This is a genomic window from Pantoea sp. A4, assembly GCF_000295955.2.
GTDB lineage: Bacteria > Pseudomonadota > Gammaproteobacteria > Enterobacterales > Enterobacteriaceae > Pantoea > Pantoea multigeneris.
Genome location: NZ_ALXE01000039.1, coordinates 21,408 through 46,624, shown reverse-complemented (window position 1 = coordinate 46,624; position 25,217 = coordinate 21,408). Strand labels below are relative to the sequence as shown.

Here is a 25,217-nt window from a genome sequence, read left to right as displayed (position 1 = left end):
GAATTCTCTGATGAAAATGCAACGTATTACACTGCATGATATAGCCACGCTCTCCGGCGTAACAAAAATGACCGTCAGCCGCTATCTGCGTATGCCGCACAAGGTTTCGCAAGAGACTGCCGCCCGTATCGCCAGCGTGATTGATGAGCTCGGCTATGAGCCGGATGCGGATAATCCGATTGTCGCCAGTAATTCACTGCCGCGCATCGGTGTGTTGATCCCTTCATTCAATAATCAAATATTTGCCGACTTGCTGGCCGGGATTGAATCGGTCACTACAGCGCAAGGTTTTCAGACCGTGGTGGTCAATTATGATTATGATTTGCAACGCGAAGAGGAACAGATAGCCACCGTTTTAGCGTTTAACGTTAAGGCGTTGTTATTAACCGAAACGGTGCATACGCTGCGCGCGGAAAAATACCTTAATGCTGCCAATATTCCCGTCGCGGAAGTGATGGGGATCAGCACGAATCTGAACCGTATTAATGTCGGCTTTGATAATTACCAGGCCGGATATGATATGACCAACATGCTGATTGCCAGTAACCGGCGCTGCATTATTTATTTTGGCTCCATGTCGGATGTGCGTGATGAACAGCGCTATCAAGGCTATCGCGATGCCATGCTGGCGGCCAATTTACCGGAAGGGCGCATTGTACCGAATAAGGTCTCCTCGGTGTCGATTGGCACCGGCATGATGACGCTGGCAAGGCAGATGTATCCTGAGATTGACGGTATTCTTTGTACCAACGATGATCTGGCTGTGGGCGTGTTACAGGAGTGCCGTGCTTCAGGGATACGCGTGCCGGAACAGATGGCCATTGCCGGTTTCCACGGCCTCGATATCGGTCAGGTGACTACGCCACAGCTCGCCAGTGTGGTGACGCCGCGTTTTGAAATGGGCAAAGTGGCGACTGAAATCCTGATCAAAAAAATTCAGCAGCGACCAACGATAGAACGGGTCAATCTGCATTATCGTCTGTCGATGGGAGCCAGCCTGTAAACCCAGCGGCATCTTATTGATTTGTCTGTACGATCACGCTGTCAGTAACAGCTTTTTTTAACACGCTTTAGCGTGAGGCAGATCTCACAAATAGTTACCAGACTCTCTTTAATAGATAGCCATCGGGCTAAGACTTTTAAAGGGAGTGTTCCAGTGACTGATTCTAACCGTCCTGCTGTATTGTTGATTGCCAGCGTACCTGATGCGCTGATCCAGCGTCTCAACGCGACTTACACCCTGTACAAACTGTATGAACAGGCCGAACCGCTGGCATTTCTGGCGCAAACCGGCCACCAGATTCAGGCCGTGGTCACGCGCGGAGATGTGGGCGTGAGTGACGCCGTGCTGGAGAACCTCTCCAACGTTGGGATGATCGCTGTCTTCGGTGTGGGGACAGACGCGATCAATCTCGATTACACCCGTCAGAAAAACATCCGCATCAGCATTACTTCCGGTGTGCTGACCAATGACGTGGCTGATATGGCGCTGGGACTGATGCTCAGCGGTGCACGCAACCTGTGCTCAGGGGACCGTTTCGTCCGTGAACAACAGTGGTTGAAACAGGCTCCCTCTCTGGGCGTGCAGGTCAGTGGGAAAAAACTCGGTATTGTCGGAATGGGTAATATCGGCCAGGCGATTGCCCGGCGCGCAGCGGCTTTTGATATGGAGATCGCCTATGTGAGTCGCACTGAGAAAACCGACCTGCCATGGCGTGCGGTAACGTCAGTCAATGCGCTGGCGGAGCAAAGTGATTTTCTCGTCATCGCGGCTTCAGGCGGAGCGTCGACTCGCCATCTGATTGATGCCAACGTCATTGCGGCCATGCCTGCTCATGCATGGTTGATCAACGTTGCACGGGGTTCGTTGGTGGACGAAAAGGCGCTGATTACTGCACTGCAAAACAAGCAGATTGCCGGTGCTGCCCTGGATGTGTTCGCTGAGGAGCCGCAAGTCCCGGAAGCGCTGCTGGCGCTGGATAACGTGGTGTTACAACCGCACGTGGGGAGTGCGACGCATGAAACCCGTCAGCGTATGGGTGACGTGGTCTTTGCCAACCTGGATGCCTTCTTTCACCAGCGCCCATTGCCCAACGGCTTATAAGCCGACGTAGCTCAAGTCAAACCCTCTGACAGGACGTGCCTGACACGTCCCGTTCTCCCTGTTTATCTGCACGGAGGTGCATATGCGCGAGTCTCTTCCTCGCACGCGATGGTATCGCGTGATAGTGCCGATTTTGATTACCTGCATTATTTCGTTCATGGACCGGGTCAACATCAGTTTTGCGCTACCTGGTGGCATGGATCAAGATCTGGCAATTACCAGCCAGATGGCAGGTGTCGTCAGCGGGATCTTCTTTATTGGCTATCTCTTCTTGCAGGTGCCAGGGGGCAGAATCGCGGTTCGTGGCAGCGGCAAACGGTTTATTGCCTGGTCACTGGTTGCATGGCTGGTGGTTTCTGTCGCCACGGGATTCGTGACAAACCACTATGAGCTGCTGGCGCTGCGCTTTATCCTCGGTGTTTCTGAGGGGGGAATGTTGCCCGTGGTGCTGACCATGGTGAGCAACTGGTTCCCGGAAAAAGAGCTGGGCCGGGCGAATGCCTTGGTGATGATGTTTGCCCCGCTGGGCGGCATCCTGACCGCGCCGGTTTCAGGCTTAATTATTAACATGCTCGACTGGCGCTGGTTGTTCATCATTGAGGGGCTGCTCTCAGCCGTCGTGCTGGTGGTGTGGTGGCTAGTGATTAGTGACCGGCCAGAAGAGGCGAAATGGCTGCCGGAAGCAGAAAAAACCTGGCTGCTTACGGAGTTAGCCAGGGATCGTGCGGCGGTACAGGCACAGGCTCCACAGGGGAAAGCGTCACTCAAAGAGGTGTTCCGTCATCCAACGCTGGTTAAACTGGTTCTGTTGAACTTTTTCTACCAGACCGGGGATTATGGCTATACCTTGTGGCTGCCGAGTATTCTGAAAAATCTGACGGGCAGTAACATGGCGGGTATCGGCTTGCTAGCCACACTACCGTTTATCGCCACGCTACTGGGGATCTATGTGATTTCGTGGTTCAGCGATCGCTCGGGCAAACGTCGTCTGTGGGTGACGATCTCACTCTCTTGCTTCGCCGCTTCACTGCTGGCTTCGGTTGCCCTGCATCAGCATATTGTGGCGGCCTATATTGCCCTGGTGCTGTGTGGCTTCTTCCTTAAAGCCGCAACCAGTCCGTTCTGGACCATTCCTGGGCGTATCGCTTCCCCTGAACTGGCCGGAAGTGCGCGCGGTGTTATCAACGGCCTGGGTAATCTTGGTGGTTTCTGCGGGCCCTATCTGGTCGGGTTGATGACCATGCTGTACGGACAGAGTGTTGCTATGTGCGTGCTGGCCGGTTTCCTGCTGGTGGCAGCACTGTTGGCCATCAGATTGCCTAAAACCTGTGACAGTGGTGAGGTGACTCCCTCCACTGACGCTAAGGCAAATCCAGGCCTGTACGCGGCAAAACGGTAGTCTCTCCGCAACTGGGCTAGCGAAAGGTAGCCCAGTTTGCGATTACCTTAAAGCTGCTGCTGTAGCCACGTTAATGCGCGCTGAGCGCGCGTCGACAGCGGCCACTCCGCACGGTGTATCATCCACAGCGTATCCACCAATAACACCTCATTGCACACCACCTTGATTTGCTCTGGTCTGGCAAAGGCCAGGCGAGCATATTTGGGTATGACGGTGAACCCCAGCCCACGCGCGACGGGTTCCAGAATTAAACCGATTTGATTGCTGAATCCCCGCTGCGGCAGGTTGCGTACGCCGGGATTGCCGGGAAAACGCCGGCTCAACAGGCGGGTTGCCATGGCCTGACCATCTGGGTGATCGATGTAACCCAGCGCCTCCAGATCCTGCCAACTGTTAACGGTAGCGGTAGCGGGTACCACCAACTCCAGCGGTTCCTCAGCAAATTGCTCCGCCACCAGACGTTTATCATCGGGTTTTTGCGTGACCAGACCCATTTCATAGCGGTTGTGTAGCACGGCATCAATCACTTCACTGTCCGGCGCAAAGCGGTGACGGATCAGCAAGTCGGGGTGCTGTTTCTGGAGTGAAAGCAACAGCGGATAAAGCCGCAAGCCGATGCTGCCGGGTGAAATCAGGCTGACTTCACCACAGGTGCTGTCACCATCACTAAGGCGCAGGGCAAGGTGGCGCTGCGCGCGATCGACCTGTTGACAATATTCCAGTAGGGCACGCCCCGCAGGCGTAAGTTCGAGCGGGCGCTTACTGCGTAAAATCAGTGGACCAAGCTGTTGTTCCAGATGGCGGATATGCTGACTGACACCCGCCTGGGTAATTCCCAGCCGGTCGGCACTCTGTGTAAAGCTGCCAACGTCAGCCAGCATGGCAAATGACTTCAACCATTGCGGATTAAGCATAATGATATTTTATAAAACCTATAACTAAATCACTGTTTTCATTATACAGACTGCTGGTTAGTCTGGGGGCTAATTTGTCAGAGGAGAATTACCATGTCAGCCCCTTATCCACGCACTTTTTCCCACATTGGCCTGTCCGTTACCGATCTCGATGCCGCAGTAAAATTTTATACCGAAGTCATGGGGTGGTATTTGATCATGCCGCCGACGGCGATTCAGGAAGATGACTCCGCCATTGGCGTAATGTGTAGCGACGTTTTTGGTCAGGGATGGGAGAAGTTCCGTATTGCGCACCTCTCCACCGGTGACCGCGTGGGCGTAGAAATTTTTGAATTCAAAGCCGCGCAAAAGCCAGAAAACAATTTTGAGTACTGGAAAACCGGCGTCTTCCATTTCTGCGTTCAGGACCCGGATGTGGAAGGTCTGGCCGAGAAAATTGTGGCAGCGGGCGGCAAGCAGCGGATGCCAGTACGTGAATATTTCCCTGGAGAGAAGCCATACCGCATGGTGTACATGGAAGATCCGTTTGGCAATATCATCGAAATTTATAGCCACAGCTATGAACTGACCTATTCGGCGGGTGCCTATGCCTGATATCGCTCAGTGGCGCGGCTGGCAGTGGCAGGGGGGTGATTCAGCGCTGGATCTGCAAGACAGTGTGATGACGGCACAACCGCTCCAGCCAGGGGATGTTCTGGTGCGTAACGCGGCCATTGGCCTCAACCCGGTGGACTGGAAAGTGCTCGAAAGCCTGGTTGGTCTGGTGCCCGGCGTCGATGGGGCCGGGACGGTGGTTGCTGTTGCCTCGGATGTTGATCCCGCATGGCTTGGCGCGCGTGTGGCCTATCACCAGAGTTTGCGACGCAACGGTAGCTTTGCTGAATATACCCCGGTAGCAGCGCAGGTGTTGATGCGTGTCCCGGCGGCGATGGATTTTGCCAGCGCCGCCGCTTTCCCTTGTCCGGCGCTGACAGCATGGCAGGCCATCACTAAGCTGCCACTACAGCCGGGAGCCGAGGTCCTGATTGCAGGGGCTGGCGGTTCAGTCGGTCATTTTCTGGTACAGCTGGCGCATGTGCGTGGTTTTGTTGTGACCACGCTCAGCCACCCACGGCATTGGGATCGTCTTAAGGCATTAGGTGCGAAGCGCTGCGTGGAAGATACCGAGCATAATGCGGAGCCACGCTATTTTGCCGTGATCGATGCCGTAGGCCCGCAACATGCGGCAAGCCTGGCAGATGCGCTGCTTGCCAACGGTCATCTGGTTTGCATTCAGGGCCGGGTGGAACAGTGGCCCTCTAGCCCCTTTGGTCGTGCCGTTTCACTGCACGAGGTTGCCCTTGGTGCACTTCACACCTATGGCAGCGCCCAACAGTGGCAGACATTAACCCGGCAGGGCGAGCAGTTGCTGGCGCAGTTGGCTGACGGGCGGTTGCAGAGCGAGACGCTACTGCAATTCCCCTATGAGCAGCTCCCCACAGAGCTTCAGGCGTTGCAGTATCGCAACTTCAGCGGCAAACAAATTATTGTGCTGTAAACAGACTAAGAGGTTGTTATGTCAGGATTATTCGATACGTTCCGTTTAAAAACGTTAACGCTGCGCAACCGAATCGCAGTGCCGCCTATGTGCCAGTACAGCGCCATTGACGGTGTCAGTAATGAGTGGCATCGCGTGCACTACAACAGCCTGGCGCGCGGCGGTGCGGGACTGGTGATTGTGGAAGCGACCGCGGTATCACCGGAGGGCCGAATCACTCCAGCCTGTCTCGGGATCTGGAATGATGAGCAGGCAGAAAAACTCGGTCAGATTGCGCGTGAAATCAAAGCTTCTGGGGCGGTGCCAGGCATTCAGATTGGACATGCCGGACGTAAAGCCAGTGCTAACAAGCCTTGGGAAGGGGACGATCACATTGCCGAAGGCGATCCTGCCGGTTGGGAAACGATCTCGCCGAGTGCGGTGGCGTTTGGCAATAATCTGCCGCGCGTCCCTAAAGCGATGACGCTGGATGACATCAAACGGGTACGGGAAGATTTTGTTCGTGCGGCTGAGCGCGCACGTGATGCGGGCTATGAGTGGCTAGAGCTGCACTTTGCCCATGGATATCTGGCGCAAAGTTTCTTCTCGGTGCACGCTAACCAGCGTACCGACGAATACGGTGGTGATGCGGCAGGACGTAGTCGTTTCCTGCGCGAAACCTTTGACGCCGTGCGGGCCGTATGGCCAGAAAACCTGCCGTTGACTGCGCGTTTTGGCGTACTGGAGTTTGACGGTCGTGATGAAGAAACCTTGCAAGAAGCGATCGAACTGACGCGTTACTGGCGTGAAAACGGTCTGGATCTGCTCAGCGTGAGCATCGGCTTCTCAACACCGGATGCCAATATCCCGTGGGGTGCGGCTTTCCTGGCACCGATTGCAGAACGCGTCCGTCGTGAAGCACAGATCCCGGTGGCATCAGCGTGGGGCATTGATTCGCCGCTGATCGCCAACACCACCATTGAGCAACAGCAGCTCGACCTGGTGATGGTAGGCCGCGCGCATTTACAAAATCCAAACTGGCCGTATCAGGCTGCGTTGGCACTGAATAAAGATCGACCGTCATGGGTGCTGCCAGCCCCTTACGCGCACTGGCTGGAACGTTATCGCGTCAGTGAGTCTTGATTCGCAGAATCGTTAAAACAGAAATAAAAAAAGCCTTCCATTATTGGAGGGCTTTTTTAGTTGGTAAAGTGTTTAAATTCCCCGGTGGGAATGTCATCCACTTTAAAAAGTAAAACAGGCCATCCGGAAATGGATGACCTGTTTTATTCTACGTAATTAACGACGGTCGAGTGAGTAACGACCTGGTCCGGTGATAGCCAGCAGTAACAGGCCACCAATAATACTGATGTTTTTATAGAAGTTAATCATGTTGGCATACTGGTCCATGCCGGTCATGTGCCAGTATGGGTGACCAATGAATGAGGTTGCCAGTACGTAAACCGCCATGATCACTGTCAGTGGGCGAGTGTAAAAACCCAGCGCTATCAGCAATCCTACGCCAAATTCCATCGCTACAGCGACTGCTGTAGCCACCGCCGGCACCGGTACGCCCAATGAAGCCATGTAGCCTGCGGTGTAACTAAATGCCACTAGTTTTTGCCATCCGAAAATAATAAACAGCACCATCAGAGCAATACGGGCAACCAGGATAATACCGTCTTTTTGATTATCTAATGAAAAGTAGCGCATGTGAATTTCCTTAAAAAAATAGGTTAACGTTAATTTTAGTTGCCTGATGTGTGTTGCTTGTTGAGCATTATCACAATCATCTCATCAGTGAATAAATCTTTATCTGAAGCCATCGTGGGTTGCTTATCTGCAACCTTGCTGCCTGACCTGAAACTGATTATACGTAAACTTATTAGTTAAACAATTTACAGTTTTGGCTATCACTGTCTCATTTTAGTTGACAGTTGGCGCAGTGGTGGCCTTGCAGCAGAGAGGATGTCGGGACTTAGTGAAAGGAAGTGATATCAATGTGACGTGGCCAGGCGGTGAGAGGCCACCCCCGGCTTTTATACGCACCGCCAGAGGATTCGCAGCGGGTATATTGATTTGCTTAGCGGAACTGAACCAGAGCGGCCTTAGCCAACTCAGTGATTCGGCTGTAATGACCGGATTGTAAAATCTCAGGGGTGACCAGCCACGATCCCCCGACACACTCTACGTTAGGGAGCGCAAGATAGTTGGCGGCATTCTGTGGACTGATACCGCCAGTGGGACAAAAACGAACATCAGGGAAGGGACCGCCAATCGCCTTTAGTGCTGCCGTGCCACCATTCGCTTCAGCCGGGAAGAATTTAAATGCGTTTAAGCCTGCTTCATAACCTGACATCAGTTCTGAAACCGTGCTGATCCCTGGGATAAACGGCAGGTCGGCACCCTTAGCATGATTCAGCAGCGAATCCGTTATTCCCGGGCTAATGATGAATTTTGCCCCTGCAGTTTGAGCTGCCTCAAATTGAGCGGGATTGAGCACGGTACCGGCGCCCACTACTGCTTCAGGATACGTCTCTGCAATCAGCTTGATTGCATCAAGAGCTACCGCTGTTCTTAACGTGACTTCTAAGACGTTGATCCCACCATCCAGTAGCGCTTTCGCCATGGGCAGTGCAGTTTCAACATCTTTAATCACCAGTACCGGAATTACCGGGCTGAGCTGCATTATTTGTAATGGTGTGTAGGCGGTGACAGCCATGTATTGCTCCCAAAGTGTATATACCTCTCATCAGCAGTGACGAAAAGGTAGCATCATGATGTGGAATCATGTCGCTGCCTGCAAGTCCTTCGCATAAAGAGAGGGGAGCGTACTCACTGAATCACTGCAATTACACCCGGCAGCGTAACCCGGGCGCTGATTATGACTGCGTCGGCTGATCGATATACTTATGATTATCTTTATAGAAATCTGTCACCATCACCGGGACATCAATTTCATAGTAAAGATTGGTTTCATCTTCACTGTGTGGGCGATGGGATATTTTCCGGATAAACCGTAGTGCCGGTTTGTTATCTTTTCTGGCGTCAACTATCACCAGGCGGATACCAATGCTATGCATGTATTCGCATATCAGTAGAATACTTTCAATGGCGGAAGTGATCGTCTTCTGATCGTTAAGTATCCAGCTGCCGCATTGTGCTGTGCTGGCCTCATGATTGACATTGTAAGCACGGAGAGAACCCACCGGCTGGTTATTATCAGTTCTTTGAATAATAAAGTAATATTCCCGACCTTCCTGCTCGCGTAACTTATAATTCTCTAACCAGGTTTTTTGCTGGAGTGGATCATCATCCACCGGCGTCAGGAATTGTGCGCTTTTTGGAGCAACACGTAAGCTGTGAATGAAGAGGTAATCGCTTACCTCGGCTAAACGGAGTGAAATAGTTTTACCCTGAACAGTGCCCATTGTTATTATCCTTATCAATACTGGCGATGAGTACTTAAGTATTTAACACTTTATTAAAAAAAGTGTAAGACGTCCCACCTTTTTTTTACAGTAATAAGTAAATAGTAGGGATTAAGAAAACTCAAGCTAAATCTGTGTTATTTCCAAGAGCCTGAGTTAATTAACTGCCATTAATGAAATTTATTTCCAGATAATTCCAGGTATGTTTTGTTTTATCTTATTGTTTTCTCAGTGCTCAGCGTGACCTGCGTCAGGAAGCCAGTAACAATGCGGCAAACAGCCTGAGTGGCGATAGGAAAAATGTATGATTGATGAATTAATTGAATCTTCAGGGAAAAATATTTTTAACTGTCAGAAATAATTGTCGTTTAAATGTTAAGAGAATCATTTTTATGTCAGGATATTAAAAGCTTAAGGAAATTTCACTTAAACCTGCATTTAGTCCACTTTAAACATTAAGAACTGTGAAGTCATCGGGGATGACAAATGATAAATTCCGGTGCATGATAGTTTTGCATTTATGCTGATGTCATATCAGATTTACAAGAGGATTTTGCCACTCTGTTTTTCAGAGTGGCTTTTTTTCATCTTTACGATGCTTCTCTCTAAGGAGATGCAGACATTTATTTTATATGCAAGTTTGCAGTACTCTGAGTTTCCTCCATTTTCGCTGATCTCCCCTGGTTTTTCCCCTCACTGTTCCACTTGATCCCCAGGCTCCAGAGTGGGGCTGCCCACTTCGGTACGTTTTGATCGTGGCATTGTATATTGTTATGTTATAACATGACGAAAACCAAATGTGGCACCCGGCAGCTTATGCACGCTTTCGGGAAATCAGTGCCACCGATCACCTTTGTAAGGAGCTGCAATGTCAACCATCACCTCAAATTCAGGCACGTTTCGAAAATTGCCGGTTACCGTGCTATCTGGTTTTCTTGGCGCGGGAAAAACCACGCTGCTGAATCACATCCTCAACAACCGTGAAGGCCGCCGTGTGGCGGTTATCGTGAACGACATGTCCGAAGTTAACATTGATGCGGCGCTGGTGCGTGACGGTGGTGCCGAGCTGTCGCGTACGGATGAAAAGCTGATCGAAATGAGTAACGGCTGCATTTGCTGCACCTTACGTGAAGACCTGCTGCTGGAAGTCGATCGACTGGCTAAAGAGGGGCGTTTCGATAATCTGGTGATTGAGTCAACGGGCATCTCAGAGCCGTTACCCGTCGCAGAAACTTTTACCTTTGCCGATGAAGAGGGGCAAAGCCTGTCTGAAGTCGCCGACTTGGACACCATGGTCACGGTCGTCGATAGTTTCAACTTCCTCCGTGACTACGAAGCTAATGATAGCTTGCAGTCTCGCGGTGAATCACTGGGTGAAGAAGATCAACGCACGGTGGTTGATCTGCTGGTCGATCAAATCGAATTTTGTGATGTGCTAATCCTGAATAAAACTGACCTGATTAATGAGGCTGAAAAGGCGCGCCTGCTGGCTATTCTTCACTCTCTGAACCCTCGGGCGAAAGTGGTGACATCCAGCTTTGGCCAGGTCGCACTGGATGAAGTGCTTAATACCGGCTTATTTGATTTTGATGCAGCTTCACAGGCTCCGGGCTGGCTGAAAGAGCTGCGCGGTGAACATACGCCTGAAACAGAAGAGTATGGCATCCGTAACTTTGTTTTCCGTGCTCGTCGTCCATTCCATCCTGCTCGTTTCTTTGATGTCATTGAAGGTGACATGCAGGGTGTTGTGCGTTCAAAAGGCTTTTTCTGGCTGGCGACTCGTCCACAACATGCTGGATCATGGTCGCAGGCCGGCGGCGTATCGCGGCAGGGGCTGGCGGGCATGTGGTGGGTCAGTGCGCCACCGGATCGCTGGCCACAAGATGATGAAACGCTCAGCTTCATTATGGAAAACTGGGAGGAGGGCACCGGTGATGCGCGTCAGGAAATCGTGTTTATCGGCGTTGATATGGACGAGCAACGGCTGCGAGAAAAACTTGAGCAGGCGCTGCTGACCGATGAAGAGATGGCGCTGGGGCGTGCAGGCTGGCAGCAAATGGCCGATCCTTTCCAGCCCTGGTTTAATTAACATCCATTATCTTTTCTCTGCTTAAATTGCATGGCGCGCCAATAAGGCGCGCTAACTGCTAATGTTATCCCTGGCTACTGAGTCAATAGCGACCAGAGCAGGATTTAGCCTGCTTAACACTTCCCCCAATACGACCAAATTGGCACGGCTGCGTCATCGGTATACCCGCAAAACGCAGCAGTACGTGGCGCGATCATCGTTTTGTCATCATTTTATGCCTGACAGATAGAGAGCAAGAAAAAGCTCAACAGAAGTTAAATGATGGCGGGTTTCGGACAAAACGTATCAAAATCTGACCCTTAGTTAGGTTATTACTATCGACGCATTCCACCGATATTAATGGCGTACTTTATAAGGGTAAAAGCATGACATTGTCTGATGTAGCCATACTGGCTGTTGTACAAGGACTGGCGGAACTCCTCCCGGTGTCCAGCTCTGCGCATGTCATCATGGCGGAAAAAATGTTGGGTCTGAATCCCTCCGCGCCAGATATGACGCTGCTGCTGGTGCTGTTGCACACCGGCACCATGTTTGCGGTGATTGTCTATTTTTGGCGGCAGTGGTTAGCGACGTACTTCAGTTCCGGTGCGGCATTTCGTCGTAACGTCTGGCTAATCATCATTGCTACCCTGGCAACGGGCATTACCGGTGGGATATTGCTGAAACTGATTACCCATTACTACGCCGCCAATGCACCCGGTTTTGAAATTGAACAATTATTCAGTAATAGCAAGCTGATCTCCGCCGGATTACTGGCAGCAGGGATACTCATTATTCTCTCCGCCCGCATCAAAGAACGGCAGGGCGGGGACATGACCTCGGCGCGTGCGGCTGTGGTTGGTGTGGTTCAGGGGCTGTGCCTGCCATTTCGGGGTTTTTCCCGCTCGGGTGCCACGATTTCCACCGGGCTGTTAGTTGGCATGGCGCGCAGCCGAGCGGAGGAGTTCAGCTTTGCGCTGGCCGTTACGTTGACCCCAGTGGTGGTCGCTAAAGAGGTCTATCGCGTATTTGCTCATCAGAGCGGTGCTGGCGCTGTCGCATCAGACTCGGCTACCAGCGGTTTGCTGTTGCCCTCACTGCTTGGCATGGTGTTGAGTTTTGTCGTTGGCCTGCTGGCGCTGCGCTGGCTTTCGCGCTGGCTGGAACAAGATCGCTGGCATCTGTTTGGCGGTTACTGCATCGCAGCTGCCGCTTTAGTCTTCTGGTTGGGCTGAGATAACTCTTTGGTTGATGGGCAAGCGTTGTGGCCTATCAACCGATGATTAAATTCAAAGCGAATAAGTAAAACAGTCTAAGCTTAATGCTGTCGCAGCTCGGCACTTCACCGCTGGCACAGCACCTGCAAAAGGAATTGAGCTTATGTTATTGAAATTTAGCACCCTCAAAGCAAAACTTACCGCCTCTGCGCTGGCGGTAAGTTTATTAATCCCTACGGTAAATGCCTGTACCCGGCTGGTCTATCTGGGGGCAGATCATCAGGTCATTACGGCCCGATCGATGGACTGGAAAACCGATGTTGGCACCAACCTGTGGATTTTCCCGCGCGGAATGCAGCGCTCAGGGGAAGCCGGCGCTAATTCCCTCCACTGGACCTCCAAATACGGCAGCGTGATTGCCACCGGTTATGATATTTCTACGACGGATGGCATGAATGAAGTGGGCCTGGTCGCTAACGTGCTATGGCTGGTTGAATCGCAATATCCTGAATACGGGGATAACAAACCGGGCTTAACCATTGCCGCCTGGGCACAGTACGTGCTGGATAATTTCAGCACCGTGCAGCAAGCCGTGGATGCTCTGCGTCAACAACCATTCACCATTGTCACCGACAATGTGCCAGGTGAGGAGCGGCTAGCAACCCTGCATTTAGCGATCTCCGATGCCTCGGGCGACAGCGCCATCGTGGAATATATCGATGGCAAACAGGTTATACATCACAGCCGTAGCTATCAGGTGATGACCAATTCGCCGACCTTTGATAAACAACTCGCAATGGAAGAGTACTGGAAGGAGGTTGGGGGGACGGTGATGTTACCTGGCACCAACCGGGCTGCGGATCGGTTTGCTCGCGCCAGCTTCTACGTCAATGCTATCCCAAAAACAGAAAGTGCCGTTGAGGCGGTGGCCAGTACCTTCAGCGTGATCCGCAATGTCTCCGTGCCCTATGGGATTTCTACGCCCGATCAGCCAAATATCTCTTCAACACGCTGGCGCACGGTTGCTGACCAGAAGCGTCGCCTCTATTTCTTTGAATCCGCCTTAACGCCAAACGTCTTCTGGACCGATCTGAATAAAATCGATTTTTCCGCAGCCACGGGCAAAGTGATGAAGCTCGATCTTGGACCGAACCAAACACACATTTATTCGGGGATGGCGAATGCCTCGTACAAGGAAGCGACACCGTTTAAATTTCTTGGGCGTTGAGGTGATGACGAAGGGGAAAGGCTGAGTAGCTTTCCCCTGCGATGAGACGATTAACTTCTGAGGCGGTAAATGTCCGCAAAGTAAAGATGTCCTTTCTTTTTATACTGCGCGTTCAGCGTGTTTTTTTCATTTTCTGACAGCACGTTGCCATTAATCAGTTTTTCGATAAAGGCTTCTTTAACATGGACTTCCATATACCAGTCGCCGGTATAGCAATTTTTCCAGGCCCCTTTATCAATGTCTTTTACGCGGTAAGACGGATTGATATGGAAGAAGAAAAAGAAGTTACAGATGGCGAAAATCACACAGCAGACGGTGTATTCAATGCCGCCAAATGAATCGGAGTACATCAGAAGCCCCATGGTGAGGACAAACAGGAAACACATTAAGCCATACAGCCCAGGGTATTGCTTAATGAAGGAAACATCAAAATAAGGGCGGTCATCACGCTGCTCTTCCTGGTTAATTTTATTCAACTCTTCCTGTAGGACAACATTAAGCTCAGTGTTCATTTATAGTGCCTTATCAGCGGGTTATGCTGTAGTAATGGTGTTGAGATACAACCCCGTCAGGGCTGTAATCTGATTACTGCAAATAGGTATAGAGGTTCAGCTCATGATTTATATAGCCATGCTCGAAAAGAAAATCGGGTCTGCCAGCATTTCAGACAAGATTTTTAACCTGTCTTCACACTGCTGACGCGTCTGGGAACCCCCAAGGCACAGACGCAATGCTTCAACCGGTTTATTGTCAGTGCAGAAAGCGATACCAGAGACCGCACTTATCCCCTTTTCGCGCAATTTCGCCGCCACATCAGAGGAGTTTGAGTTAATCATTTTTGGCAGCAGCAACCATATATGATAGCCATTGCTATCTGCCTGATACTCATAGCCGGAAAGCCAGGTAGACGCTAAATTTTGGCGTATTTTGGCTTCACTTTTTATCTCATTTAGCATGCGATCCGCCGTGCCATCGTTAATCCATTGACGTGCCAGCGCATTGGTTAACGGGCTGGACATGATTGTCAGCGCCCGAAGTACGCCGGACAAACGTGCGATAGCTTGGTTATCCGGGCCTTTCAAAAAGGCGATGCGCAATCCAGGGCCAAAACACTTCGACATCCCCGTGATGTACCAGGTCAGTGAAGGCACCAGCTCGGCAAAAGCGGGGATCTTATCTTCGGTCAGGGCTGCGTAAGCATCGTCCTCAATGATGGAGATGTTGTATCGGGTACAGACTTCAGCCAGTTCGCGTCGACGAAACGCCGGGATCGTCAGCGTGGTCGGATTATGTAAGGTTGGATTGATATACAGCGCGCTGATTTCTCCCGCCCGGCACAATGCCTCGAAAGCGGCGGGATCGGGCCCATACTCATCACAGAGTACCGCTTTTAACTTAATCTCAAGGTGGCTGGCGATCGCTTTCATCCCCGGATAAATGAGATTGCTTACGCAGACTGCGCCTTTCTTCCGTTTTAGCAGCGTCATAATGCCGACCAGCGCATTATGGATCCCGGCACAGACCAGCACTTCTGACTCATCCGTGAGGGTTAATTTTTTATTCATCCACAGCATAGCCGCCGCTTTATCATCGGCACTGCCACCGAAATCCTGGTAGCGCAGCAGACCCTGAATATCGGTGTTGCTGAAAAGGTTGAGTGCACCGGTACGCAGCGCCTCTTCAATAACAGACCCTGCGGGTTCGACGGGCGCATTCATGGTCATTTCATAATTGCTCATGGGCGTGACAGAAACGCTGGACGCCTTAGTGCGAATAAAACTCCCCAGCCCTGGCCGGGAATCAATCAGCCCACGGCGACGCGCTTCCGCATAACCCCGCGTGACGGTTGTGTAGTTCAGGCTCAACGTTTCGGCCAGATCGCGTAAGGGGGGTAAACGATAACGTGAAGGCAGCTCACCCGTTGTAATCCCCTCTGCAATGAAATCTGCAATACGCAGATAGGCAGGGCGTTCGGTCTGTTGCTGCAGCAGCGTTGCCCAGCGTATGAAAAGTGAAGAGACCATTTTCCAACCCTCAGGAGGTGAAAGTGAAAACAGTAATAGCACAGCGAAAATCAATGTGTAACTTGATTGCATCATTGATTGCATGAGATTTTTTTAGTGCTGGAATGAGTGCGGGTCTTTTTCGACCTTTATTGTTTTATCTTGTTGTTTTTGATGTTTAATTTTTATGTTTTGATCTGACGCATAGATTGAGCAATCAAGTGTGATTGAATGAGTGGGTGTATTAAATGACTGCTCATGACGGATAGCAGCGCGAGCTGGCGAGTTGAACCATGCACGATTTATAGACGGGTCTGAGGCATAAGGTAAGATAGTGAATATCGTTAACAGGGAGAATGTTTATGTCTTCACATCCACTACGTCAGGTTATTGAATCCTGCGACAGCGCGATTTCCGCCAAAGATTTTGATGCCTTAATGGAGAACTACGCCGAGGAGGCTGCACTGGTGGTTAAACCCGGCATGATCGTCACCGGCAAGGCGAACATTCGCAAAGCTTTTATGGCGATTTCTGATTATTTTCAGGGGCAGTTGGTCGTAGAACAGGGCGATATGCAGGTCATTGAAGGGGCGGACAATGCGCTGGTGATTATGGAAACCGTGCTGCGTTTTCCCGATGGCCAGAATGGCATTGTAGAAACCACTCGCCGCGCGACCTATGTGTTCCGGCAGGAGAGTGATGGCCGTTGGCTGTGTACCATCGACAACTCTTACGGAACGGCGCTGTTGGATGCTGAAGCGGTTTGATACCGCAGGACTAAACTGGCCTCACGTTTATCGTGCCGCACTTGTGCCCCGAAAGGTGCGTCGCCACTCGCTGGGGCTAACGTTGAAACGGGCCTTGAAACTCTGCCTGAAAGAGACAGGGGATTGATAGCCGGACAGTGAGGAGACAATCTCAATATTGTGATCGGTGGTTTCAAGTAGCTCCTGACTGCGTTGCAGGCGTTCGACGCTGAGCCATTCACCAATGGACATCCCCGTTGCCTTGGTGAAATGGCGCGAGAGCGTTCGCCTGCTCATGCTGACATGAGCAGCCAGAGAATCAATATTATGCTGCTTTTCCAGGTTGCGCCGCAGATAGTCGATTAACTCATTGATCTGATTATCCCGCGTCGTCTCCGGGATTACGCGTTCAATAAACTGAGCCTGGCCACCTTCACGGTAAGGCGGAACCACCATTCTTCTCGCCACCCGGTTTGCCAGGGCTGTGCCGCAGTGCTCACGTAGGATATGCAAGCAGCAGTCGATGCCCGCCGCTGTTCCTGCAGAGGTGATTAGACGATCGTCGCAAGTGTAAAGCGCATTGCTATCAAGCCGTATTTCAGGAAAACGACGGGCAAAATCCCGTTCATACTCCCAGTGAGTGGAAGCGCGGCGGTGGTTCAGCAAGCCAGCATAGGCGAGCACATAGGCACCCAAACACAGCCCGACGATTTCAGCACCGCGCTGCCACGCCATGCGCAGTGCTTCAAGAAGCGCCTGGGAAGGGACTGATTCCGGGTGTTCCCAAAACGGCACAATAATAATGTCCGCCGATGCGATTAGCTCAAGGCCATGTTCAACATTGATGGAGATGCCGATATCCGATTCTACCTGGCCGGGTTGTTCCGCGCAGATCTCTACCCTAAACAAGCCTGGCTCCGGCATTGCTTTATCAAACACCATTGATGGCACTGAAAAGTGAAAGGGGCTGAATTTTCGCGTGGCGACAACCACAACCTGGAGTGCGGGCATTGTTATGTACCTTAGCGGTTCGTTTTTTCAGAGTGCCAGAGTTTCACCATCTTCCGGCACGAATACGCTGGCGGCAATGCCATGTTGTGCGGCAAATTCGCGCAGTTCGGTACGGGTGAGCAGACAATGGTTAACCGCTTCCATGTGCGAGGCGACGACCGTCGCAGAGGGTAGGGTATGTAGCGTGCGCAACGCATCGTCTTTGCCCATGATAATCGCGCCAATCCCGTCGGCGTTAGCAAATCCCATATTAAGCACCACCACATCAGGCTGATGGGCTAACAGAGCATCTTCGTAAGGTTTTACCCAAATCGTGTCTCCCGCGACATATAGCGTTTTTTCCGTCCGATGGGAGAACACCAACCCACAGGCATCGCCCAGCCGCTCGGCAACCTCGGGGATCGCATAGGCCTCATCACTGCCGTGTTGGCCGTCGGTTTTAACAATAGTAACCCCCGCGAGGGTATTGGTCTCTGCCAGCACCTTTACTGCGGTAAAACCCTGTGAACGGATCAGCGCGGCATCACTCTCGTTCTGCGTGTAAATCAGGCTTCCCTTCGGAATTAACTGTTGAGCCGCGTCATCCCAGTGGTCGAGGTGAGTGTGGGTGACGATAATCACGTCCACATCAAGAATCTCTTCTGGCGAAAGCGGTAGCGCCACCAGGGGATTGCGCAGATGGGAACGCGCCGTACCAGGAAAGCCTGGCCAGGCGTCTTTATCCGCCAGCATCGGGTCGATAAGAAAACGTGTACCTGCGTACTCAAGCTTCAGTGTGGCATTGCGGATTTGCGTCAGTTTCATGGGGTGATCTCCTCTAGAGGCTGCGCCAAAGGCAGCCCAGATGTTGAGGAAGTACTATAAGAAAATAGGCGCACCGGACGTGATATGTCCATCGGTCATTCTTCGATGGAATTGGGCCAGGCTGAGAAAGGTCCGGGGGGACGGCGGTATCACTGATTCGCATGATAGAGCAGAATCCGGCAATGTTACGCGTGCTAGCCTCACTGTCAGCCCATACCCCGTGGGGCTGACAGCAATGCCCATTTTTTACGCCTGTGATCCCGTTAAAGCCTGGCGTCACTTTGAACCCCCTCTCTGGGCCCATGCAATTTCGTTTAGTAATACTCCCCGAACATTCAAGTAAATATATGTAAATCAGTATGTTAAATAACGTGGTTAAGGTGTAATACGCACAGCCCTTCATGGGTTATCGTCTCTGGAGGGCAAGCACTTCAGAGATTAAACATTAATCAATATGGAGTAAGCCTATGGCTTGATCTGTTCGAAGAAGGAGCTAAACATCATGAAAAAATGGAATTTTGTACCTGAAAAGGTTGCGCAAGAAATAGCTGCGCTAAAGGTTACTGAGCGTAAAGATACCAAAATAGAGCTGAGTGAAAACTCAGTGTTGAAACGTCATCAGTGGAAGCGATATGAAAGCAGTATCAATTTCACTGCGCCTCAGGATTCACGTGATTGCGGTCGTTACAATCCCCTGGGGGGACGAATTGCCGTATGGTACGCGTCCGATGCTGCGTTAACAGGTATGGCAGAAAGCTATGGTCGTGTGTTACAGCTGCATGGAACAGTGCAGTACCCAGAGAGTCTTATGGCGGTTCATGTCATTTGCTCTGTGGACGTAACAAAGAAGGTGAGGGTAATTAATGTTGTGAGGCTCTGCGAGCTTTTGCACATCCCTCTGGATAGTCTTGAAAGCGAAGACTACAACTTCACACAATGGCTTATGGAGCACCTATATACTTTCTATGGTGATAAGTTCGATGGGATCGCCTATGACAGTCGGCATAAACGCCATAAAAAGTGTTACGCTTTTTGGTCTAAACCGGGAAGTGAAGTGCCCTTCAAAGACACCACTGAGGGCATTGTGTCGTTAGCTGAATACAAAGAGTATGACTCGTCGATTTTCCCGCCGGACTGGAAAGATGACTATATGTCCGGTGACGAGATGCTTGAGCTCATCTTGAACTTCGAAATTATGTCAGAACCGCAATAATATTAAGAGGGGGCATCTATCTGCCCCTCTATTTTAGCTTGCTATATCAGAACCGAAGAGCGCGGCATTACGGATTAAAACGGCCATCTCATCTTCATTCGCATCCTGTTGCAGTATCTCGATAGGGGAACGACGAATGCCATCGTCATTAACATCAACAGGCGCTTTGAGCAGGTTCAAAATCATCACAGGGTGAATGCCTGGTTTGAAAGCATCCATCACCTTTTCCAATCCCGGCAGCATGCCTGAATCAGTGAACTGAAAACGTGGGTATAGGAAGTCGCCGTTTTGCTTAAAGGCAAGCAGCTTGTTTTTTTTCACCCGGGCATTCACGCCCTGTCGCGTAATACCTAAGATGTCAGCGACGTCGTTAACCTTGAGCGTTCCACCCATCTCCTGAAGTTGGTCATAAAACTTCTCAAGATTTTCACGGCGGCGGCGGTTCTTACGCAACTGGCTGTCCGGTACCCGTGTGTTCTGCTCCAACATTGTCGTGTATAAACGTTGGAACAGCGTCTTGTCATCCAGACAAACAGCATCCATCGCCTCTGACTTATCTTCAAATTCAGGCATCAGAGACAGAGCGATGTTATTGATGCGTTTGAGAAGATTAAGCTGGTACTCATTAAGGCCAGCCGTAGAGACCTGATCTTTATCGATAGTTGCATTGATCATGTTGCACCTCCATTTGATGAACACTATATGCGCAGTTTACCAGTTAGTCAATTTGACAATTTGAACTGGTAAACAAGTGGTGTCTTGTTGTCAGTTCATGAAGTCACTTTCAAAACGCAACCGTGTCATCAGGGAAGAGATCTAAAATCCTTAGAGTTATACCCATGTTCATCGCCCGCAATGGGGGAACATCAGATAACCACTAGCGTAACGTTTAGGATGATAGTCTTCTTAATAAAAAAACACCCTGTCAGCGTATTGCTCACAAGGTGTTGGGGACCATCACATTAACTATCCCATGAGGTGGTGAGGATGATTAGTGAAGGTTGTTTTTGGCGCAGGCTCCAGGGCGTTGGCAGTAGAGGTACTCATACAGCAGAAGCATACCCACCTGGTTGCCCTCAAGGTTTCAAAATCAACGTGAATTTTTTCCAAAAGATAATCCCTCAAGTCATTGAGAGATACCTGTTTATGGGCAGCCAGCGCCCGGAAAAGCTACGAGACTATCTCGCATTTCACTGCGTACGGCACATCAGGATTGTAGATTTCCGGAACGGTGTGAGTCTGATTCATTACGGTACCCTCATGAACACGTGGAAGAACGGGTGAGGCCAGAAAGCCTATACGATCTAGGCAATGTATAGCAGACTCTGAGAGGTTGTGTAAATGAATATCATTATCAAAAAAGTACTCATCGGTTTGCTTACGGTTTTACTGGCCTTACCGATTTTCTTAAGCCAATCATTCGCTATCAATACCACTTGGACTGCGCTCTGGCATCGTACATACGATGAGTCCAATGAGCCTGCAAATTTTTTTGTTGGATGCGCTATGCGATAATTGACGTTTTCAGTTTGCCACTCGAAGCTTTAGGCATTGAAATCGTACTTACGGCCTTTTGATAACAGCAGTCAAGGTGTAACAATACTTGGATGGCCTCCTTGCTCAACTTTTGTTATGTATCTGGAAAACGCCTGCTTCATGTTCAGAGCGGACATTTTTTTTCTTGAATATGTCGGTTCCGTGCCAGCAACGGACATTGTAAATCTCGCTTAGCGTTTAACAGTTATGAATAGTTCACTAACGCACATATTTATTAGATTATGCGGTAAAAAACTGATAAACCTATGCTAAGGGGGGTTACATAATGATAATGTTTTGTTATATTTTTCTTATAGTGTAAATCTTGTTTTAGGGCGTTAACTGTATCTATTAATCTGGGGCTATATGCTTTATTGGAAACCATCAAAGCATTAAGTTTCAGAACGACGCTATAAAATCATACTATGTTAAGAGAATGTATGAAGTTTAATTAATAAATTCTCATGAGCGTTTTTAGATAATTATTCACTCAAAGGAGTTAAAATGGATTATTACTACTCGGAAACATTAATGATTGATAAACACCCTGGGATTCATTTGCTTCAGGATCATATAGGAACTAACTATGGAGTCCCATGGGATGACTTCGGATATATCATTACGTTCAAAGTATATTATGTCAGAGATAATAACAAGATAAAAATTGGCAATATAAAAATGCTTTCCAAAGAAAATGAAAATACATCAATTTACTTTAAAGAACATGGTAAAGATATTGAATTGAAAATTATTAACATTAATAGAGCTCTGTCTGAAACTAAGTTAGTTTCCATTGGTGAAGATATAGACTATTATAAAAAGATAAACACACTATTTGAATTTGAGGAAATAGATATTCTGCTAGAGTCTTTATGTGATGCTGGGTATTTTATCGGGAATCAAGGCGAATACTCTAAATGGGGTGGGTATTCAGGTAGTTTAATGAGAGGGAGTTCTTCTGCTGCAATTTTGAAAAAAGGATATCAAATAGCACTGGGGAGATATAATCCTAAAACTAAATTTGATCTGAACATTGAAAGCCTCGGAGATAGTTTTGATCCTATTAATTTTAAATTTAACATGGAAAGAAAGGTTGGGAAGTCGAATATCTGTCTTATAATCGGAAAGAATGGTGTTGGCAAAACACATATATTGAAGAAAATAAGTGAAGTCATAACCGGCGTTACAGACGGTGAGGAACATCCACCTTATTTTCACAAGTTAATAGTTATTGCACACTCACCATTTGAAGACTTCTATACGGAAAATGAAATATTCAACAAGCTGACCGTAAAATATTCACGGCAAGGCTCATTAGCTAACAAAAAAAGCTTGAAACGAAAACGTTTACATGTAAATGAATACTCTTATATAGGGTTTAGAAATCAAGATGGAATCTTTGACCCAGAATACCCAGTTTTAAAAAGCGTTGAATCAATTATTAAAATACTTAGTTATGATGAAGAAAACGGTTGGTGGAATGATAAAACGAGATTTCAACTTCTAAAAGAAATATTATCTATTTCAATAGAATTTGATTCAGTGTCGATATTGGATAATGGTGGTGATGAAGTTTGCATAAACGAAAAAACCAAAATAAATAGCATTAAAGAAAACATAAATTTTAAAAAAGGATTAATTTTCAAAAAAAACGGTTCCATAATCCCTCTAAGCTCAGGTCAGAAAATTTATACATATATGATTCCGGCAATAATATCTGAACTTGAAGAAGAAAGTTTATTAATACTCGATGAACCTGAGCTTTACTTACACCCTGAGCTTGAAGTTGGTTTGATAAACATGCTCAAGAACATTTTGGATGAAACAAAATCTTTTTCTATAATTGCCACTCATTCATCAATACTGACACGTGAAGTTGAAAGAGATGCAGTAACTATATTGCGAAAAATTGAAGGGAACACCAAAGTATTTAGATCCTCAGTTGAAACATATGGGGAGTCAATAGATGTAATAGTCTCGGAAGTATTCGATGATGAATATGTAATCAAGCCTTATCAAAAAGAGATTGATAAATATTTTATTCGAGACAGCTCATCTATTTCTGAAATTAAGGGGTATATCGGCAATGATGCATTAGCCTATGCACTTTCAAAATCAGATGATGACAATATTTCTATTGAGGATGAATGATGAAATACTTAGGTGAGCTCATGGAAAATCAGCCTTGCACATGGCTTAATGCGGCAAGAGAAAGTAAAAAAGAAAATGTTCAACAACTGAATCTTATAGCTGAAGAACTCTCTGATAATTACAGGTTATATGACAACCTGATAGAATCTAGTAATAATGTGCTACCTGATAGTGCATTCTTAAAATATTCAGATCTATTAATTGACTATTATGAAAAAGCACCGAGAGAATTAAACAAATTATTACTTGAAAGACGAAATGAACACGAGCTTTCCTTTTGCCCTTACTGCGGAAACCCAATGATTCCTGACACTTTAGATCATTTTATCCCTAAAGGAAGATGGCCTGAATTTTCTATTTTCCCTAATAATCTAGTACCTCAGTGTAGGGGTTGTGCTCCAGTAAAAGGCGAGCAATATTATTGCATTGAAAATAATTCAGCTATGTTTATACATCCTATTTACTTTAATTTTCTGGAGAATTTTCGTTTTTCAATGAATGTCTCATTGGATACTGAAAGTAATGATATATCTGTAGTGGTAAAGTTAAAAGCAATTATAGAAACTCAGGCTGATGACCAAAGGAGAGTGATTATTCATGCGGGAAAATTAAAAATTAAATCACGGATTATTCATTATTGTAAAAAGGAATTCCGGCAATGGATGAGAAGATTGGCCAATGCAAAATTTGACGTGAGAACAGCATTAAAGCAACGTTTATCAGAGATTCCACAGCAAGACATTGGAAAAGATTGGAAGAGTGCATTTTATTCTGCTTTGTTACAAAATCAAGAGATTATTGATTACATGAATTCCTTGCATCCTGCAGAAAATTTGCATCAACAGTCCAATCATGCGGTAGATTTAGATTTTGACTAATTTTTTCATAGGCTTATGAACAGTATAAGCCTATGTGTAAGTATCTTAGCAAAGTGGCTCTATAAGTATCCCGGTAAAGCGGATTAGTTACCCTTTAAAGCTAACTTCCGCTCTGACCTTAAAATCAGTAAGCCCTTCGGCTAGATGGCAAAGGCACGTGATGCAACCATTTGAATTTAATAATTCTTTGCTGATCTTCGAGTATGGATATGCGGTGACGAAAAAATCATCAGGTTTGTTTTTTCACAATATTCACGGGGAAATGTGTCGTAAATGCCCCGAAACGCACTGAGAGCCTCAGGCCTGTATGGCAGAGAAGGTTATTTTCAAAGTTGGGATGATGTCAGGCTCTTATGGTAACACCATTCGTCCCGAGTCAGTGTAAACAGCATGCTGGCTGGCGAATTTTTAACATCATTAATGTCCTGTACATGCCTTAATCCAGCATTGATCAGGACTTTCTGTGATGCCAGGTGATTTGCTCTTACTGTAGCAGAGATATCAGGCAGTTTGAGTTCATTAAACCCATAGCTGACTGCATAGATAGCAAACTCTGTCGCGAGGCCTTTTCCCCAGGACTCCGTGGAGAAGCGATACCCCAGGTTATTGATAGAAATATCGGCATGACTGCGAATGTTTAGCCCGCCAAAACCGATAATTCTTTCGGGATTATCTTTTAGTGAGATAGCCCAGTTTCCGAAACCGTAATCTTCCCAGTGTTTAAGCCAACGTTCCAAAACATCACGGGCATAATCAATATCAGGATACGGTCCTGCAGGATTAAACGTATTTGTGGCAGGGTCGCCATAAATTCTGAACAGGTCATTTCCGTCTGAGTTGATTACGGGGCGAAGATGCAGTCGGGAAGTCGTTATCGGCAAAATGCCTCCTGAATTTTTGATTCATTTAATGATTCACGCTGCTGCTTTTATAACCACAATCCTTCAGGTTCACAACAGCACATTAAGTGCACTTCGCACTATAAAGATAAAAACAGC

Annotated in this window: 23 protein-coding genes; 13 read left to right on the top strand and 10 right to left on the bottom strand. The window is 48.4% G+C overall.

Annotation, left to right across the window (positions count from 1 at the left end; all coding sequences use genetic code 11):
• Nucleotides 1–10 precede the first annotated feature (10 nt).
• From B880_RS0116965 to B880_RS0116955, 3 genes are all read left to right on the top strand, one after another.
• Complete coding sequence (locus tag B880_RS0116965) at nt 11–1,003, top strand: LacI family DNA-binding transcriptional regulator (RefSeq protein ID WP_017348645.1); 993 nt, start codon at nt 11–13, stop codon at nt 1,001–1,003.
• 153 nt (nt 1,004–1,156) lie between these two features.
• Entirely contained in the window at nt 1,157–2,104 is a 948-nt protein-coding gene (locus B880_RS0116960) for a 2-hydroxyacid dehydrogenase (protein ID WP_017348644.1), read from the top strand.
• A gap of 82 nt (nt 2,105–2,186) precedes the next feature.
• Nucleotides 2,187–3,503, top strand: a complete 1,317-nt coding sequence (locus B880_RS0116955; RefSeq protein WP_017348643.1) for an MFS transporter — start codon at nt 2,187–2,189, stop codon at nt 3,501–3,503.
• Nucleotides 3,504–3,550: 47 nt separating this feature from the next.
• On the opposite strand, the gene B880_RS0116950 is transcribed toward B880_RS0116955, so the two are convergent.
• Entirely contained in the window at nt 3,551–4,417 is an 867-nt protein-coding gene (locus tag B880_RS0116950) for a LysR family transcriptional regulator (RefSeq protein ID WP_026042727.1), read from the bottom strand.
• Nucleotides 4,418–4,510: 93 nt separating this feature from the next.
• Between B880_RS0116950 and B880_RS0116945 the strand changes: the two genes are divergently transcribed.
• From B880_RS0116945 to B880_RS0116935, 3 genes are read left to right on the top strand one after another with little or no spacing between them, the layout of a single operon-like run.
• Nucleotides 4,511–5,011: a lactoylglutathione lyase family protein gene (locus tag B880_RS0116945; protein WP_017348641.1), complete on the top strand. Its 501-nt coding sequence runs from the start codon at nt 4,511–4,513 to the stop codon at nt 5,009–5,011.
• Nucleotides 5,004–5,954: an alcohol dehydrogenase catalytic domain-containing protein gene (locus B880_RS0116940; RefSeq protein WP_017348640.1), complete on the top strand. Its 951-nt coding sequence runs from the start codon at nt 5,004–5,006 to the stop codon at nt 5,952–5,954. The genes B880_RS0116945 and B880_RS0116940 overlap by 8 nt, the downstream gene beginning before the upstream one ends.
• Nucleotides 5,955–5,972: 18 nt before the next feature.
• A complete protein-coding gene (locus tag B880_RS0116935) occupies nt 5,973–7,076 on the top strand; it encodes an NADH:flavin oxidoreductase/NADH oxidase (protein WP_017348639.1) in 1,104 nt (367 codons plus the stop codon).
• A gap of 156 nt (nt 7,077–7,232) precedes the next feature.
• Here the strand turns inward: B880_RS0116935 and B880_RS0116930 are convergent, their stop codons facing one another.
• The 3 genes from B880_RS0116930 to B880_RS0116920 form a co-directional block, all read right to left on the bottom strand.
• Nucleotides 7,233–7,646 (bottom strand): DoxX family protein, encoded by a 414-nt coding sequence (locus tag B880_RS0116930; protein ID WP_017348638.1) that lies wholly within the window; start codon nt 7,644–7,646, stop codon nt 7,233–7,235.
• Between the two features lie 370 nt (nt 7,647–8,016).
• Nucleotides 8,017–8,655, bottom strand: a complete 639-nt coding sequence (locus B880_RS0116925; RefSeq protein ID WP_017348637.1) for a bifunctional 4-hydroxy-2-oxoglutarate aldolase/2-dehydro-3-deoxy-phosphogluconate aldolase — start codon at nt 8,653–8,655, stop codon at nt 8,017–8,019.
• A gap of 160 nt (nt 8,656–8,815) precedes the next feature.
• On the bottom strand, nt 8,816–9,364 hold the full coding sequence (locus B880_RS0116920; RefSeq protein WP_017348636.1) for a GNAT family N-acetyltransferase: 549 nt from the start codon (nt 9,362–9,364) through the stop codon (nt 8,816–8,818).
• Nucleotides 9,365–10,232: 868 nt separating this feature from the next.
• On the opposite strand from B880_RS0116920, the gene zigA reads away from it, so the two are divergent.
• The 3 genes from zigA to B880_RS0116905 all read left to right on the top strand — a co-directional run bounded on the left by zigA (nt 10,233) and on the right by B880_RS0116905 (nt 13,877).
• Entirely contained in the window at nt 10,233–11,453 is a 1,221-nt protein-coding gene (gene zigA, locus B880_RS0116915; RefSeq protein ID WP_017348635.1) for a zinc metallochaperone GTPase ZigA, read from the top strand.
• Nucleotides 11,454–11,818: 365 nt separating this feature from the next.
• The gene (locus B880_RS0116910) at nt 11,819–12,667 is read left to right on the top strand and encodes an undecaprenyl-diphosphate phosphatase (RefSeq protein ID WP_017348634.1); all 849 of its coding nucleotides are present in this window, start codon (nt 11,819–11,821) and stop codon (nt 12,665–12,667) included.
• A 145-nt stretch (nt 12,668–12,812) separates the two neighbouring features.
• Nucleotides 12,813–13,877 carry a linear amide C-N hydrolase gene (locus B880_RS0116905; protein ID WP_017348633.1) on the top strand — a complete coding sequence of 355 codons (1,065 nt, stop codon included), beginning with the start codon at nt 12,813–12,815 and terminating at the stop codon, nt 13,875–13,877.
• Nucleotides 13,878–13,927: 50 nt separating this feature from the next.
• Here the strand turns inward: B880_RS0116905 and B880_RS0116900 are convergent, their stop codons facing one another.
• Both B880_RS0116900 and B880_RS0116895 read right to left on the bottom strand, forming a co-directional pair.
• On the bottom strand, nt 13,928–14,389 hold the full coding sequence (locus B880_RS0116900) for a YlaC family protein (protein WP_017348632.1): 462 nt from the start codon (nt 14,387–14,389) through the stop codon (nt 13,928–13,930).
• Nucleotides 14,390–14,497: 108 nt separating this feature from the next.
• Complete coding sequence (locus B880_RS0116895; protein WP_017348631.1) at nt 14,498–15,901, bottom strand: aminotransferase-like domain-containing protein; 1,404 nt, start codon at nt 15,899–15,901, stop codon at nt 14,498–14,500.
• A 341-nt stretch (nt 15,902–16,242) separates the two neighbouring features.
• Here B880_RS0116895 and B880_RS0116890 point away from each other — a divergent pair, with 341 nt between their 5' ends.
• Entirely contained in the window at nt 16,243–16,647 is a 405-nt protein-coding gene (locus B880_RS0116890; protein ID WP_017348630.1) for a YybH family protein, read from the top strand.
• A gap of 27 nt (nt 16,648–16,674) precedes the next feature.
• Here B880_RS0116890 and B880_RS0116885 read toward each other — a convergent pair whose 3' ends face one another.
• Nucleotides 16,675–17,637 (bottom strand): GlxA family transcriptional regulator, encoded by a 963-nt coding sequence (locus tag B880_RS0116885; RefSeq protein ID WP_017348629.1) that lies wholly within the window; start codon nt 17,635–17,637, stop codon nt 16,675–16,677.
• A 27-nt stretch (nt 17,638–17,664) separates the two neighbouring features.
• A complete protein-coding gene (locus B880_RS0116880; RefSeq protein WP_017348628.1) occupies nt 17,665–18,441 on the bottom strand; it encodes an MBL fold metallo-hydrolase in 777 nt (258 codons plus the stop codon).
• A 502-nt stretch (nt 18,442–18,943) separates the two neighbouring features.
• Between B880_RS0116880 and B880_RS0116875 the strand changes: the two genes are divergently transcribed.
• A complete protein-coding gene (locus tag B880_RS0116875; protein ID WP_017348627.1) occupies nt 18,944–19,654 on the top strand; it encodes an RES family NAD+ phosphorylase in 711 nt (236 codons plus the stop codon).
• Between the two features lie 33 nt (nt 19,655–19,687).
• Here the strand turns inward: B880_RS0116875 and B880_RS0116870 are convergent, their stop codons facing one another.
• A complete protein-coding gene (locus B880_RS0116870) occupies nt 19,688–20,329 on the bottom strand; it encodes a helix-turn-helix domain-containing protein (RefSeq protein WP_017348626.1) in 642 nt (213 codons plus the stop codon).
• 1,365 nt (nt 20,330–21,694) lie between these two features.
• On the opposite strand from B880_RS0116870, the gene B880_RS0116860 reads away from it, so the two are divergent.
• Nucleotides 21,695–23,341 (top strand): AAA family ATPase, encoded by a 1,647-nt coding sequence (locus tag B880_RS0116860; protein WP_017348624.1) that lies wholly within the window; start codon nt 21,695–21,697, stop codon nt 23,339–23,341.
• Nucleotides 23,338–24,219 carry an HNH endonuclease gene (locus B880_RS0116855; RefSeq protein WP_202813427.1) on the top strand — a complete coding sequence of 294 codons (882 nt, stop codon included), beginning with the start codon at nt 23,338–23,340 and terminating at the stop codon, nt 24,217–24,219. The genes B880_RS0116860 and B880_RS0116855 overlap by 4 nt, the downstream gene beginning before the upstream one ends.
• Nucleotides 24,220–24,545: 326 nt before the next feature.
• Here B880_RS0116855 and B880_RS0116850 read toward each other — a convergent pair whose 3' ends face one another.
• On the bottom strand, nt 24,546–25,100 hold the full coding sequence (locus B880_RS0116850; RefSeq protein WP_017348622.1) for a GNAT family N-acetyltransferase: 555 nt from the start codon (nt 25,098–25,100) through the stop codon (nt 24,546–24,548).
• Nucleotides 25,101–25,217 lie beyond the last annotated feature (117 nt).

Coding starts and splice junctions, on each gene's coding strand:
- B880_RS0116965 (WP_017348645.1), top strand. CDS start 11: ATGAAAATGCAACGTATTACACTGCATGATATAGCCACGCTCTCCGGC.
- B880_RS0116955 (WP_017348643.1), top strand. CDS start 2,187: ATGCGCGAGTCTCTTCCTCGCACGCGATGGTATCGCGTGATAGTGCCG.
- B880_RS0116950 (WP_026042727.1), bottom strand. CDS start 4,417: ATGCTTAATCCGCAATGGTTGAAGTCATTTGCCATGCTGGCTGACGTT.
- B880_RS0116945 (WP_017348641.1), top strand. CDS start 4,511: ATGTCAGCCCCTTATCCACGCACTTTTTCCCACATTGGCCTGTCCGTT.
- B880_RS0116940 (WP_017348640.1), top strand. CDS start 5,004: ATGCCTGATATCGCTCAGTGGCGCGGCTGGCAGTGGCAGGGGGGTGAT.
- B880_RS0116935 (WP_017348639.1), top strand. CDS start 5,973: ATGTCAGGATTATTCGATACGTTCCGTTTAAAAACGTTAACGCTGCGC.
- B880_RS0116930 (WP_017348638.1), bottom strand. CDS start 7,646: ATGCGCTACTTTTCATTAGATAATCAAAAAGACGGTATTATCCTGGTT.
- B880_RS0116925 (WP_017348637.1), bottom strand. CDS start 8,655: ATGGCTGTCACCGCCTACACACCATTACAAATAATGCAGCTCAGCCCG.
- B880_RS0116920 (WP_017348636.1), bottom strand. CDS start 9,364: ATGGGCACTGTTCAGGGTAAAACTATTTCACTCCGTTTAGCCGAGGTA.
- zigA (WP_017348635.1), top strand. CDS start 10,233: ATGTCAACCATCACCTCAAATTCAGGCACGTTTCGAAAATTGCCGGTT.
- B880_RS0116910 (WP_017348634.1), top strand. CDS start 11,819: ATGACATTGTCTGATGTAGCCATACTGGCTGTTGTACAAGGACTGGCG.
- B880_RS0116905 (WP_017348633.1), top strand. CDS start 12,813: ATGTTATTGAAATTTAGCACCCTCAAAGCAAAACTTACCGCCTCTGCG.
- B880_RS0116900 (WP_017348632.1), bottom strand. CDS start 14,389: ATGAACACTGAGCTTAATGTTGTCCTACAGGAAGAGTTGAATAAAATT.
- B880_RS0116895 (WP_017348631.1), bottom strand. CDS start 15,901: ATGGTCTCTTCACTTTTCATACGCTGGGCAACGCTGCTGCAGCAACAG.
- B880_RS0116890 (WP_017348630.1), top strand. CDS start 16,243: ATGTCTTCACATCCACTACGTCAGGTTATTGAATCCTGCGACAGCGCG.
- B880_RS0116885 (WP_017348629.1), bottom strand. CDS start 17,637: ATGCCCGCACTCCAGGTTGTGGTTGTCGCCACGCGAAAATTCAGCCCC.
- B880_RS0116880 (WP_017348628.1), bottom strand. CDS start 18,441: ATGAAACTGACGCAAATCCGCAATGCCACACTGAAGCTTGAGTACGCA.
- B880_RS0116875 (WP_017348627.1), top strand. CDS start 18,944: ATGAAAAAATGGAATTTTGTACCTGAAAAGGTTGCGCAAGAAATAGCT.
- B880_RS0116870 (WP_017348626.1), bottom strand. CDS start 20,329: ATGATCAATGCAACTATCGATAAAGATCAGGTCTCTACGGCTGGCCTT.
- B880_RS0116860 (WP_017348624.1), top strand. CDS start 21,695: ATGGATTATTACTACTCGGAAACATTAATGATTGATAAACACCCTGGG.
- B880_RS0116855 (WP_202813427.1), top strand. CDS start 23,338: ATGATGAAATACTTAGGTGAGCTCATGGAAAATCAGCCTTGCACATGG.